The organism is Bacillus sp. AF23, from assembly GCF_020861455.1.
Taxonomy (GTDB): Bacteria; Bacillota; Bacilli; order Bacillales; family Bacillaceae; genus Bacillus; species Bacillus halotolerans.
This window is the reverse complement of the sequence record NZ_JAJHVY010000005.1, coordinates 26813-40077: the sequence shown is the minus strand read 5'-3', so window position 1 is coordinate 40077 and position 13265 is coordinate 26813. Positions and strand designations below refer to the sequence as shown.

Below are 13265 nucleotides of genomic sequence, written 5' to 3'. Positions count from 1 at the left end.
CACTCCTTTTTACAATTTCCAGAGCCCGATCGTGATCAGCAGAAGCCCCGGCAAAAACGCCATTTTATCGATCCATCTCCATTTAGACAGAATATGGCCGGCATTGATGCCGACTGACACAAACAGCGAACTCATCATCGCGACGGTTATGCTCATCGCAATGGGGGAAAAACCGAGAATGGCTGCTCCCATACCTGCTCCGAAGGCATCAATCGACAGGGCGAATCCCAATAACACCGCTTCAATTCCATTAATCACACCAGATTTGTCGATATCCGCACTCATCGGTTTTCTCAAAATATGGATCACAATGCCCAATGACCGAACCTCTAAATTAAGCAGCGTTTTTTCATGCAATAAGTAGTCTTTGTCTTTTGCCGGCCTGAAAAATTGATATAAAACCCACACGCCGATTCCAACCAATATTAACCCGCCGAGCTTCTCAGTCACATACACGGGAAAAAACTTGGTGAGAAAGCTTCCGATCAGCATGGATATAAACATAACAGTGCCGGAACAGAAGGCAATGACAATAATGGCTTTTAGCGGTATCTTCATTTTTCGCAATCCATACGTAAACCCGACTGAAAAACTGTCCAAGCTGACAGCTAACGCCAGCAGCAGTATAGAAACCATTTGCATATCCGTTTCTTCCTTTCTGTTGGTGCTCTTGTATCAGATGTTAAATGCCCGGAGATTCATCACAATCATGTATATGGAAAAGTGAAAAATCCGTGTTTCCGAAAAACGGCACTTCCTCTATTACAGAGTTACTGATATATGCACCGACAGCTTGGACGATGAAGCATTCCTCTATTTTTTCTGGCACTTGGCGCAAAAATGTGTGCCTCTGCCTCCGACGACAATTTTGGTAATCATGGTACCGCAATTTTTGCAGGGCTCATCTTTTTTCCCGTACACAAAATGCTGCAGCTGAAACATTCCGATTTCTCCTTGGGAATTGATATACGACCGGACAGTGCTTCCACCGGCATCAATCGCTTCCTGAAGGGTATTTTTAATTTCAGCATGAAGTTTTTTGATTTTTTGATCTGATAGCTGGTTTGCTTTTGTCTCAGGATGGACGCCCGCTCTGAACAGAGCCTCGTCCACATAAATGTTCCCGAGTCCGACGACCGTTTTCTGATCCAGAAGAGCGGTTTTGACAGCTCGGTTTGTTTTCGCCAGCCGTGCTTTCAAATACGCACTCGTAAATTCTTCTGCATCCGGTTCGGGTCCCAGCTGAGAAAGCGGCAGCTCCCCTGCTTCCTCTCCCGGTTTAAATAAATGCATGGTTCCGAATTTCCGAACGTCCCTGTAACGCAGCTGGGTTCCGTCCGTCATCGTAAATATGACATGCACGTGTTTATCGTCCGGCTCCTCCTCTTGGTGAAGCCCGTACTTCCCTTCCATACGAAGGTGGGAGACCATGACATAATGATCCAAGAAAAACAGCAAAAACTTTCCCCGTCTTCCGATAGACTGGATGGTTTCTCCTGCTAAGTTTCGCGCAAATTCCTCCGGTTCGGCAGGCCGTTTGATGATATTCGGCCATCTGATCTCTACCGATTTGATTGTTTTTCCTCTTACAAGCCCGGTCAGAGTGCGCCGGACGGTTTCAACCTCTGGTAATTCCGGCACATCCATCACTTCCTTTATCTCTGTTTATTTCGCATCGTACCAGGATGGGCCTGAAGCAAAGTCCACCTTTAACGGCACATCTAATGCAAGCGCATGCTCCATCACTTCTGGAACAAGCTTTTCAAGTATTACAATTTCTTCCTTCGGCGCTTCAAAAATCAATTCATCGTGCACTTGAAGCAGCAATCTTGTCTTCAGCTGCTTTTCTTTCAGCTTGGCTGCCATATCAATCATGGCTTTTTTAATAATATCCGCGGCACTTCCTTGAATCGGCGTATTCATTGCCGTCCGCTCCGCAAAGCTGCGGATATTAAAGTTTCGGCTCGTCAGTTCAGGGATGTAGCGGCGGCGATGCAGCAGCGTGGTTACGTAGCCTTTTTGCTTCGCGTCCTGCACCGAGTCCTCCATATACGCTTTGACGCCCTGGAAGCTTTCCAAATATCGGTCGATGAATGCCCCGGCTTCTTTCCGCGTAATGCCGAGATTCTGTGAAAGCCCGTAATCACTGATGCCGTATACGATCCCGAAGTTGACCGCTTTCGCCTGGCGTCTCATCGCCGATGTCACTTCATCCTCAGCAACATGGAACACATCCATTGCTGTTTTTGTATGAATATCCATGTCGTTTGTAAAGGCTTCGATCAAATTTTCATCCTTTGAAATGTGGGCAAGCACCCGCAGCTCGATTTGCGAGTAATCAGCAGCAAAAATGAGCCAGTCTTTTTCAGACGGAACAAAGGCCTGGCGGATCTTGCGCCCTTCCTCAAGCCTGATCGGTATGTTTTGCAGGTTCGGATCAGTCGAGCTGAGACGTCCTGTTTGCGTTAATGCCTGGTTAAAGCGTGTATGCACCTTGTGTGTATCTTTTCTTGTCACCTTTAAAAGCCCTTCGATGTATGTCGATTGGAGCTTGCCGATTTGTCTGTACTGCAAAATATAGTCAACAATATCATGTTTGTCAGCCAGCTTTTCAAGCACATCAGCAGACGTTGAATAGCCTGTTTTCGTTTTCTTCACAACTGGCAGGCCGATCTTTTCAAACAGGATGACGCCGAGCTGTTTAGGAGAATTGATATTAAACGACTCTCCCGCAATGTCATGAATTTTTTCTTCATATTCCTTCAGCTTGGCGCTCAGTTCTTCTCCCATTCGTTTTAAGCGGTCAACATCAACCTTAACGCCTGTTGATTCCATTTCTCCGAGAATAAGCGCCAGCGGCATTTCCAGCTCCTCAAACAATTCAAGCTGATCGTTGTTCTCCAGCTCCTGAACGAGCTTTTCCCGGAGGCTTTGAATGGCTAAAGCCTTTCTGACGAGATGCTCAGACAGTTCGCCCTCTGCCGGCACTGCGCGTTTTGCTCCCTTGCCGTAAACTGATTCATCGCTTGAAACGATGTGCAAGCCGTAATCCTTGGCCACACTGGCAACGTCGTCATACGAATTGCCCGGATTAATGATATAAGCGGCAAGAAGCGTATCAAACTCCGCACCTTTCAGCTCAATGCCCTGCCAGCGCAAAGCCACGACAGCCCGCTTGCTGTCAAAGACCCATTTTTTCTGATCGTCATTTTCCACCCATTCTTTAAACACAGCAGACTCGACAGCAGCGTCTTTTGGAATAAAGTAGGCTCCCGTTTCGTTCACTATTGAAAAACCGAGAATCGGCACTTCATGATAATTATCGCCAATCTGTTCAACGACAAATGCAGATGGAGAAACCAATATATCGCTAGTCACATCGGTGACTGTTTTGACATCAATTTCTTCTAACGATTGATCCTGCTCCGCCTCTACACCGTCTTCCCCGAGCCGTTCAAGAAGCGTATTGAACCCAAGGTCCTTAAAGATGGCAATGACCTGTTCACGATTAAAGCCTTGATATTCCAGACCCGAAACGGACACCTCAATCGGCGCATCGGTCATAATCGTCGCCAATTCCTTGCTCATCAAGGCCTGATCCTTAAATTCTTCCAGCTTTTCCTTGAGTTTTTTTCCGCTTACCTCATCAATTGATTCGAGAAGCTTTTCAACAGAATGGAATTGCTTTAACAGCTTAATCGCGGTTTTTTCCCCGACACCAGGCACACCCGGTATGTTGTCAGAAGAATCCCCCATTAAACCCTTCATATCAATAATTTGGTCAGGCGTGAGTCCGTATTTCTCCCGGACGTGCTCTGGTGTGTAAAACTCAACATCGGTAATTCCTTTTCTCGTAATGGCAACCGTCGTCTGATCTGTTGCCAGCTGTGTTAAATCCTTATCTCCCGAGAAAACCTTTACCTCAAAGCCGTCTTTTTCAGCCGATTTGGCGAGTGTGCCGATAATGTCGTCAGCTTCGTATTGTTCCAGTTCGTAGCGGCTGATTTGATAGGCATCAAGCAGCTCGCGGATAAACGGCATTTGTTCTGAAAGCTCAGGCGGGGTTTTCTGTCTTCCGCCTTTATACTCTTTAAATGTGCCGTGACGAAACGTCGTTTTCCCGGCATCAAACGCAACCAGCATATGCGTCGGCTTTTCATCCTCAAGCATTTTCATCAAAATCATCGCAAAACCGTAAACCGCATTTGTATGAATTCCTTTATCATTGCTTAACAGCGGCAATGCGAAAAACGCCCGGTAAGCGAGACTGTTTCCGTCTACAAGCACTAATTTTTTTCGTTCCGTCATTCAATATCCTCCTAAGAAGCAGCAGCTTCCATTTATCTCATAATAATAGTCTTTAGCTTCTCTTATTTTAACAAAGTTCAATTTGAAAGGAAAATACGCGAACCGATGAGAACACACAAAAAAGGACGGGAACACAAAAAGGTTCCCGCCGTCAAAATTGGCTCCTTGGATGAAGGGGTTCTACTACATCCTACCAGCATAGGTTTAACAGTGCATGAAGATATTGTTAAAGCTTTGTAAACATTAAACAGGCTTTTCAGCAGCCCGCTTCAGCGTCACTGTAAACACAGTGCCTCTGCCCGGCTCGCTTGTCACATCGATTTTGCCTTCATGAGCCTCTATTAAATGCTTTACAATCGCAAGACCGAGACCGGTCCCGCCTGAGTTTCTGCTTCTGTCTTTATCAACGCGGTAAAACCGTTCAAAGATGCGGGGAATTTCTTCTTTCTGGATTCCAATCCCGGTATCGGAAACTTCGATTTGAATCTCTGTTTCTCCCGGTTTGACATTGATAGCTACCGAACCCTTCTCCGGTGTATAGGTTAATGCATTGTTTACGAGATTCAAAAACACCTGTTTCAGCCGGTACGGGTCGCCCGCTACATAGAGAGGGTCTTTCGGAACATTCAGCTGTAAAGAGATACCCCTCTCCGTCGCTTTATGCTTAAGTAGCGTTTCAATATCAGCCAGCATTTTCGCTGCATCGAACGTTTCGATGCTGAGCGTAAAGTTTTGCTGCTCAATCTTAGAAAGATCAAGCAAATCCTGCACCAATGACTGAAGCCTTTTGCTTTCCTTTAAAATAATCGAGAGAAATTCTGAAAGCGCCTCTTTGTCCTCCATTGCCCCGTCTAATAGCGTTTCAGTAAACCCTTTGATCGATGTAATCGGCGTTTTCAGCTCGTGGGAAACATTGGCCACAAAATCTTTTCTCATCTGCTCTAATTTTTTCGTTTCCGTCATGTCATGAAAAACGAGCACGATCCCTTTCCATTCATCATCCGGCCCCATAATAGGAACGCCGTCCACTTCAAAATAACGCCTTTCAATTTTGATCGGAAGCCTTAATAGCTTGCATTTCTTCGTCTCAGTCATAAAAATCTCTTCGACAAGCTGGATCACTTCTTCATGTTCAAATGCATCATGATAAAGACGGCGCAGCATCTGATTCGGATTGACATGAAACTGCTTCGCGTAAGACCTGTTGACGAGATTGATAAAACCTCTTCCATCAATCATAATCAGCCCGGAGCCGATGTTTTCAATGACAGTCAGCAGGCGGTCGCGCTGCATTTCCTGCGTCCTCGTCATTTCCATCAGATCAACAGCAAGGCTGTTCATGGCCCGGCCAAGCTTGTCAGAACGCCTGATATAACCGCCGTATGTACGGGCATCGTAATTCCCCTTGGACAGCTCTGTTGCCATGTTTGTGGCTGCTTCAATAGATCTTTTGTAGCGAGAGGTCATATTAGAATAAAAGAAAACAATAATAATAAAAGCGGTACAAAGACTGGCCGTCAGCATGCCCCACATCTCGCCATTCAGACCCGAGCTTTCTTCACGGGAAGTAAGCAGCACATACCCAGTTTTTTCGCCTTTGCTCCTAAGCGAAAGCCCATAATAAAGCATGTTCTCCTCTTTTTCGAGAACTCCCTCATGACCGGAGACAAGCGCCTGAATCTGTGAAGAATCCGCCGCGCTGCCGTCAGACCCGTACAGCACCTTTCCTTCTGTATCGATCACGGACGCTTCTACATCAAGCGCACTGCCTGCATCTTTAATGACTTTCTCATTTGCCTGGTCATTCAGATTGCCGGCATCAAGCAGCGAAGCCATGTATTTGGCTTCCTTTTCAATGTGTTCCTCCGAATTTTTTTGATCAGAAGATTCAAAGAGCTGCTGTAAAAACAGCCCGAGTACACTAAACACCACAATCATACAGACAACGAGCACAGAAAAAAGGCGCACACGATATTTAATCATTCATTTTTGGCTCCTCCAATTTATACCCCAATCCCCTAATGGTTTTAATATAGATCGGTTTTTTTGTATTCGTTTCAATTTTGTCTCGAAGATGGCTGATATGCACATCAACAATTCTCGTATCTCCGGCAAAATCGTAATTCCAGACAGCACTTAAAAGCAAATCTCTCGTCAGCACTCTGCCTTTATGTCTGCCTAAATACAAAAGCAGCTCAAATTCTTTCGGTGTCAGCTCAAGCTGATTTTCTTTAAAATAAGCTTCATAATGATCGGGCAGAATCTTCAAATCGCCGATAACAATTTGTCCTTCTGTTTCCTCGTTTTTCATATCATTAGAGGGCGCAGCCATTTCAGAACGCCTTAAAATAGCTTTTACCCTTGCATTGACTTCTCGAGGGCTGAACGGCTTGGTCATATAATCATCAGCACCAAGCTCAAGCCCTAATACTTTGTCAAATTCTTCATCCTTCGCTGTCAGCATCAAAATAGGAAACATGAGTTTTTGCTGTCTCAGCTGCTTGCATACTTCAATTCCATCCAGCTTTGGAAGCATCACATCTAGCACAATTAAATCAGGATTTTCTGTTTCCGCTCTTTTGAGTGCTTCTTCTCCATCCGAAGCAGTAATAACCTCATAGCCTGATCGCTCCAAATTGTACTGCAAAAGTGTAACGATAGATTCTTCATCATCCACAACTAAAATTTTCTTGTTCATGCTGTGCCTCCAGTATCTTAATTCCCCGACATCCTATTTCTCTATTTTATGTCATCTTACCATGTTTCATGATTTTATTTTAACGAAAGCCGGACATTCCGACAATTCGCCTTTTACATCATTTTAAAAGAAAAATACAAGAGGCAGCTGAGGAATAGGAGGAAGCGCTTTCATTTTGTAATAAAAAGAGAAAGGCTTCGATTAAACCAGCCTTTCTCTTTTTATTTTAGGATAATACTTTCATCACATTTTTGACAGATTCAACTGATTTATTCAGCTGTTCTTTCTCGTATTCTGTCAATTCAAGCTCAATGATTTGTTCAAGCCCATTTCCTCCGACAATTGTAGGAACACCAAGGTAGATGCCTTCATAGCCGTATTCTCCCTCAAGATAAGCAATTGTAGGAAGGACGCGGCGCTGATCTTTTAAGATTGCTTCGATCATTTCTGTCAATGAAGCCGCAGGCGCATAATATGCGCTTCCGTTTCCTAAAAGATTCACGATCTCGCCGCCGCCTTTTCTTGTGCGCTCCACAATCGCGTCAATCCGGTCTTTTGGAATGAGAGTTTCAAGCGGGATACCGCCAGCATAAGAATAACGTACAAGCGGCACCATATCGTCACCGTGCCCGCCGAGAACAAAACCAGTCACATCTTTCACTGACAAGTTTAATTCCTCCGCCACAAACGTTCTGAATCTTGCCGTATCAAGCACACCTGATTGGCCGATCACGCGCTCTTTCGGGAAGCCAGACTCTTTATATACTGCGTATGTCATTGCGTCAACAGGGTTTGTCAAAACCACAATGATAGAGTCAGGAGAATATTTCACGATTTCTCGTGTGACGCTTCTCATAATTTTTTCGTTTGTAGAGACTAGATCATCCCTGCTCATACCAGGTTTTCTTGCAATACCGGCTGTAATGACAACAATGTCAGAGCCCGCCGTATCCTCATAATTAGATGTACCCGTAATTTTCGCGTCAAAGCCTTGAACCGGGCTGGCTTCCAGCATATCAAGGGCTTTTCCTTTCGTCGGGTTCTCCAATTGCGGGATATCAACGAGAACAACGTCCGCCAGCTCTTTTTGAGCGGTTAAGAAAGCTGTTGTCGCTCCGGTAAAACCTGCTCCGATAACAGAAACTTTTTTACGAGTATTTCCCATGTCTCTCTTCTCCTTTATGGCTAATTTTAGGCTGTTTCCTTGCTTAGTCCATGTTTTTAATCAGTTCTTCTCCGAACTCTGAACATTTAACTTCAGTCGCGCCGTCCATTAATCTGGCAAAATCGTAAGTTACGACTTTAGAAGCGATTGTTTTTTCCATAGATTTAATGATTAAATCAGCCGCTTCATTCCATCCTAAATGCTCAAGCAGCAGCACACCTGAAAGAATAACTGAAGATGGGTTTACTTTATCAAGTCCGGCGTATTTAGGAGCCGTTCCGTGTGTCGCCTCGAAAATCGCATGTCCTGTTTCGTAGTTGATGTTCGCCCCAGGAGCAATACCGATTCCGCCTACTTGCGCCGCAAGAGCGTCAGAAATATAGTCTCCGTTAAGGTTCATTGTTGCAACAACATCAAATTCGCTTGGACGTGTCAGAATCTGCTGAAGGAAAATATCAGCAATGCTGTCTTTGATAATGATTTTGCCTGCTGCTTCTGCTTCGCTTTGCGCTTTATTAGCGGCGTCTTTTCCGTCTTTTTCAGCAATGCGGTCATATTCAGCCCATGTGAAGACTTTTTCGCCGTATTCTCTCTCTGCAAGCTCATAGCCCCAGTTTTTGAAGGCGCCTTCCGTGAACTTCATGATGTTTCCTTTGTGTACAAGCGTTACAGACTTGCGGCCGTGCTCAATCGCATATTCAATTGCCGCTCTGACCAGACGGCTTGTTCCTTCTTCAGAAACAGGCTTAATACCGATACCTGATGTTTCAGGGAAACGGATTTTGTTGACATTCAATTCATTTTGCAGGAAGCTGATAAGCTTTTGCACTTCTTCAGAGCCTTTTGCGTACTCGATGCCTGCGTAAATATCTTCTGTATTTTCACGGAAGATGACCATGTCAGTATCCTCAGGGCGTTTTACCGGTGACGGCACTCCAGTAAAATATCTTACCGGTCTCAAGCAAACGAATAGGTCAAGCTCTTGTCTGAGCGCTACGTTCAAAGAACGGATACCGCCGCCGACAGGTGTCGTTAACGGGCCTTTAATCGCGATGAAATATTCGCGGATGACATCTAATGTTTCAGCAGGAAGCCACTCACCTGTTTTATTATAAGCCTTTTCTCCGGCATAAACTTCTTTCCACGTAATTTTCTTTTCACCTTTATATGCTTTTTCTACTGCGGCTTCCAAAACTTTTGAAGCCGCATTCCAAATATCAGGACCGGTTCCGTCTCCTTCAATAAACGGGATAATCGGGTTGTTTGGTACGTTTAATACTCCGTTAGAGACTGTAATTTTTTCACCTTGTGCCACAATAAAAACCTCCCAGTATGTAATTCATATTTAGAAAACATTTTATTTTTCTTATATAGAAAACAAAATGATTTTTCTTAACATTCTAAAGTGTAAACCATCTTTGATGTTCTGAACAAGAGGCTAACTTCATTAACATAAGCCAGCCCCCCATGGTTCTTTAGGCTCTTTCTTCAATCGGAACAAAAGTTTGTTTGTCAGGGCCTGTGTAATCTGCACGCGGGCGGATCAGGCGGTTATTGTCATACTGCTCAAGGATATGAGCGAGCCAGCCGGACATTCTGCTCACAGCAAAAATCGGTGTGAACAGGTCATGGTCAATTCCGAGGCTGTGATAAACAGAAGCGGAATAGAAATCAACGTTAGGCGGAAGCTTTTTTTCTGATGTCACGATTTCTTCGATGCGAATCGACATGTCATACCATTTGCTTTCGCCGGTCAGGTTGGTCAGACGTTTGCTCATTTCTTTTAAATGCTTGGCGCGCGGATCGCCATGCTTATAAACGCGATGGCCGAATCCCATTATTTTTTCTTTCTTTTCCATCTTGGCGCGAACGAAAGGCTCGACATTCTCCACTTCGCCGATCTCTGTCAGCATTTTCATGACGCCTTCGTTTGCACCGCCGTGAAGCGGGCCCTTCAGTGCGCCGATTGCTGCAGTAATTCCTGAGTAAATATCCGAAAGTGTTGCCACACAGACCCTCGCTGTAAACGTTGACGCGTTCAGCTCGTGATCGGCATGTAAAATCAGTGCTTTGTTGAAGGCTTCAACCTCAATCGGTGAAGGCTCTTCTCCATTTAATGTGTAGAGAAAATTCTCGGCAATGCCGTAGTCTTCTCTTGGCTCAACGGGTTCAAGACCCTTGCGGATTCTGGAAAACGCTGCAACCAGACCAGGCACCTTTGCCTGAAGGCGGATCGCCTTTCTGTAGTTGGCTTCCGGGTTCATGGTATCAGCCTCGCTGTCAAGCAGGCCTAGTAAAGAAATCGCTGTCCGAAGAGCAGCCATGGGATGAACATTTTCGAGGGAATAAGATTTGAAGTGCTCAATAATTTCTTGCGGAACGGCAGCTTCTTTTGCTAACTGCTGTTTTAACTCATCAAGCTCTTTTTTGTTTGGCAGCCTTAAGTGCCAAAGCAAGTAAATGATTTCTTCAAAGCTCGCATTCTCTGTCAAATCATCGATATCATACCCCACATATGTAAGGGTATCATCAATAATCGAACTAACAGATGATGTTGTTGCTACAACCCCTTCAAGACCGCGTGTCGCTGTCATATATAACATCTCCTTTTCAATAAATTTCCCCTTTAAGAGTGTTGTAAAAACATGAGGCTAACTTAAAAAGCATGTTGTAAGTATTTCTCCCCCCAAAAGAAAATGCTTACATTTTACTGCCTGCTGGTGCTGAAACCCTTTGCTTATGAAAGAACATAACAAATTCTTATAAGCTTTTTTAAGTTTGTGCCTATTCCTATTATAAACAATAATCAGACATTTGTTAAATGTTTACCTATAATTTTTTTTTTCATTCTATGATTTTCCCGAAAAAACGCCTTTATTTGCGGGTTTTTGGCATAAAAAAAAGCGGCAGCAAGCCGCTTTTTTCATGAAGTGAACAGTTTTACGAGCTGCATCGCAATATAAGCAATCCCCGCTCCGATCAGCGGACCCACTGCGACTCCGCCGAAAAGCGCGACGGCGAGAATGGTACCGATGACAAGAGCAGTGGTGATGTGAGGATCGTTTTCCAGCAGGGTCAGGCCATTTTTGGCAATCAGCGCAACGGCAATTCCCGCCCCCAGTGCAATCCAGGCGTAAGAAGAACGCATTGCCTCACCAAGCTGTTTAAATCCAATCTCTCCTGTGGCGATTGGAACAAGAACAGCAATTGTGATGACGGTCACGCCCCAGTTGATGCCTTTTGACTGGATAGTCGGAAAAATTTTTTGGTCAAGTCCCACGATTTTTATGATCAAAAGGACGGATACAGCAAAAAGCAGCGATTGATTTTTTGCGATAAGTGCAATAGCCAAGAGTAATATTAAAAATAAATTCGCTTGTGTAAACACGCGTCATCCCTCCTTTAAGATGAATGTATTCATATACAGCCGTACCGTGAATAAACATAACAATAGGACATGCTGACGAGAGGAGGATCGTTTTTGTGAATCAATCCTATATCACTATTTTTTTCCGAACCCTCTTTGTCGTGTCGCTTACAGCCGGGTCAGCAGCCGCTGTTTATTATTCGTTTCCGTTAACATATCCGTTCCTCATTGCCCTTATTCTTTCAACAGCGATTCACCCTGTTGTAGACTACTTGGACAAGGTGACGGGATTCCCGCGAACTTTAAATGTCATCGGCGTGCTTGCCTTTTTTCTGCTCGCGGCGTTCGGTGTGCTGACCATTGTGGTAGCAGAAATCGTAACAGGGACTGCATATCTTGCAAAAACCCTTCCTCCGCATATCAGCACATTTATCTCTTATTGTGAAAAACTGTTTACCACTCATATCCAGCCGCTCTATCACGAACTGACCGTTTTATTTCATGAATTGGAGACCAACCAGCAGGCTTCCATCGTCACTCACATTCAGACACTTGGAGATTCCGCTGCCAAAAACGCAGGACTGCTGCTGTCTCACATTCTTGAAATGATCCCGAAGTTTTTCGCGCTGCTTCCGAATACCGCGGCTGTTTTGATATTTTCACTTCTTGCTACATTTTTCATGACAAAGGATTGGCACAAGCTGAAAGCGATGCTCGTTTCAGTGCTGCCGGATCGAATAACAGCAAACGGAAAGGCGATCAGCAGCGAGCTGAAAAAAGCAATGACCGGTTTCATTAAAGCACAGGCTGTTCTTGTATTTCTTACGATGGTCATTGTATTCATCGGTCTTTCTCTCTTAAAGGTTGAACATGCAGCAACGATTGCTTTTTTAATCGGGCTAGTCGACCTTCTCCCGTATTTAGGAGCAGGATCCGTCTTCGTGCCGTGGATTTTGTATTTATCGATTACAGGCCAGCTTCCTCAAGCAATTGGAATTGGTGTGCTGTACCTTGTCGTACTCGTTCAGCGGCAGCTGACAGAGCCCAAAATATTAAGTAAATCAATCGGAATCGATCCGCTGGCAACACTTATTGCCCTCTTTGCAGGCTTTAAATTGTTCGGATTTTTAGGACTGATTGCCGGTCCTGCCGTTATCGTCGTCATCCAAGCTTTTATTACAACAGGTGCCTTAAAGGAAATATGGTCCTACATCACTGTCCAGCAAAAATAAAACAGCAGCCCATAATGCAGGCTGCCGTTTTTATTTTATAATGATCCGCTTGTTCTTCGACATGCCTCTCAGCCATTTGAACAGGATCGGCTTACACCAGCTGCGGGTGAACGGGATAAGCAGGCATGCGCCGGCCAGGTCTGATAAAAAGCCTGGCAGCATCAGCAAAAGGCCGCCAATAAAGATGCACAGGCCGTCAGCAATCGCTTCACCAGGCATCTTGCCGTATTGAAGGTCACGCTGAACCTTGAAGTAGACTTCAGTTCCTTGTTTTTTGGCAGCTGCTGCCCCAATGATTCCGGTCAGAATCATTAAAAGGACCGTCGGAAGAATGCCGATCAGCTTGCCCGAAAATAGAAATATGCCGATTTCAATTGCCGGAAACACAATAAAAAGCAAAAATAAAAACCTCATCTCCAGCCCCCCACATGTGTAAAACGCCTTAGTTCAAAAATAGTGACAAATAGAGAAAAGGAAGGGAATTCGCTCCCTTCC

At 44.7% G+C, this 13265-nt stretch carries 10 protein-coding genes and 1 pseudogene; 1 reads left to right on the top strand and 10 read right to left on the bottom strand.

The window, feature by feature from the left end; genetic code table 11:
- Nucleotides 1-9: 9 nt before the first annotated feature.
- The 9 genes and pseudogenes from ytaF to LNN34_RS00940 all read right to left on the bottom strand — a co-directional run.
- A pseudogene (ytaF, locus tag LNN34_RS00980) lies at nucleotides 10-660 on the bottom strand (sporulation membrane protein YtaF); the annotation flags it as partial.
- Between the two features lie 153 nt (nucleotides 661-813).
- Entirely contained in the window at nucleotides 814-1641 is an 828-nt protein-coding gene (gene mutM / locus LNN34_RS00975) for a DNA-formamidopyrimidine glycosylase (protein ID WP_059293432.1), read from the bottom strand.
- Nucleotides 1642-1665: 24 nt separating this feature from the next.
- Nucleotides 1666-4308 (bottom strand): DNA polymerase I, encoded by a 2643-nt coding sequence (gene polA / locus LNN34_RS00970; RefSeq protein WP_059293431.1) that lies wholly within the window; start codon nucleotides 4306-4308, stop codon nucleotides 1666-1668.
- Between the two features lie 243 nt (nucleotides 4309-4551).
- A complete protein-coding gene (gene pnpS, locus LNN34_RS00965; RefSeq protein WP_101863484.1) occupies nucleotides 4552-6291 on the bottom strand; it encodes a two-component system histidine kinase PnpS in 1740 nt (579 codons plus the stop codon).
- Nucleotides 6284-7006, bottom strand: coding sequence for a two-component system response regulator PhoP (gene phoP, locus LNN34_RS00960; RefSeq protein ID WP_010335269.1), 723 nt, complete (start codon nucleotides 7004-7006; stop codon nucleotides 6284-6286). Before phoP ends, pnpS begins: the two co-directional genes overlap by 8 nt.
- A gap of 226 nt (nucleotides 7007-7232) precedes the next feature.
- Nucleotides 7233-8171, bottom strand: coding sequence for a malate dehydrogenase (gene mdh / locus LNN34_RS00955; protein WP_010335270.1), 939 nt, complete (start codon nucleotides 8169-8171; stop codon nucleotides 7233-7235).
- Nucleotides 8172-8214: 43 nt separating this feature from the next.
- The gene (gene icd, locus LNN34_RS00950) at nucleotides 8215-9486 is read right to left on the bottom strand and encodes an NADP-dependent isocitrate dehydrogenase (protein ID WP_024122455.1); all 1272 of its coding nucleotides are present in this window, start codon (nucleotides 9484-9486) and stop codon (nucleotides 8215-8217) included.
- A gap of 160 nt (nucleotides 9487-9646) precedes the next feature.
- Nucleotides 9647-10765 (bottom strand): citrate synthase, encoded by a 1119-nt coding sequence (gene citZ / locus LNN34_RS00945; protein ID WP_010335272.1) that lies wholly within the window; start codon nucleotides 10763-10765, stop codon nucleotides 9647-9649.
- Between the two features lie 329 nt (nucleotides 10766-11094).
- Nucleotides 11095-11559, bottom strand: coding sequence for a DUF441 domain-containing protein (locus LNN34_RS00940; RefSeq protein ID WP_044153881.1), 465 nt, complete (start codon nucleotides 11557-11559; stop codon nucleotides 11095-11097).
- Nucleotides 11560-11654: 95 nt separating this feature from the next.
- Here LNN34_RS00940 and ytvI point away from each other — a divergent pair, with 95 nt between their 5' ends.
- Nucleotides 11655-12770 (top strand): sporulation integral membrane protein YtvI, encoded by a 1116-nt coding sequence (gene ytvI / locus LNN34_RS00935; RefSeq protein ID WP_101863485.1) that lies wholly within the window; start codon nucleotides 11655-11657, stop codon nucleotides 12768-12770.
- Nucleotides 12771-12800: 30 nt separating this feature from the next.
- Here ytvI and LNN34_RS00930 read toward each other — a convergent pair whose 3' ends face one another.
- Entirely contained in the window at nucleotides 12801-13184 is a 384-nt protein-coding gene (locus LNN34_RS00930) for an FxsA family protein (RefSeq protein ID WP_024122457.1), read from the bottom strand.
- Nucleotides 13185-13265 lie beyond the last annotated feature (81 nt).

What these genes read in the sequence shown, in the direction of transcription:
- polA (WP_059293431.1), bottom strand. Translation starts at nt 4,308, where the DNA reads ATGACGGAACGAAAAAAATTAGTGCTTGTAGACGGAAACAGTCTCGCT.
- pnpS (WP_101863484.1), bottom strand. Translation starts at nt 6,291, where the DNA reads ATGATTAAATATCGTGTGCGCCTTTTTTCTGTGCTCGTTGTCTGTATG.
- phoP (WP_010335269.1), bottom strand. Translation starts at nt 7,006, where the DNA reads ATGAACAAGAAAATTTTAGTTGTGGATGATGAAGAATCTATCGTTACA.
- mdh (WP_010335270.1), bottom strand. Translation starts at nt 8,171, where the DNA reads ATGGGAAATACTCGTAAAAAAGTTTCTGTTATCGGAGCAGGTTTTACC.
- citZ (WP_010335272.1), bottom strand. Translation starts at nt 10,765, where the DNA reads ATGACAGCGACACGCGGTCTTGAAGGGGTTGTAGCAACAACATCATCT.
- LNN34_RS00930 (WP_024122457.1), bottom strand. Translation starts at nt 13,184, where the DNA reads ATGAGGTTTTTATTTTTGCTTTTTATTGTGTTTCCGGCAATTGAAATC.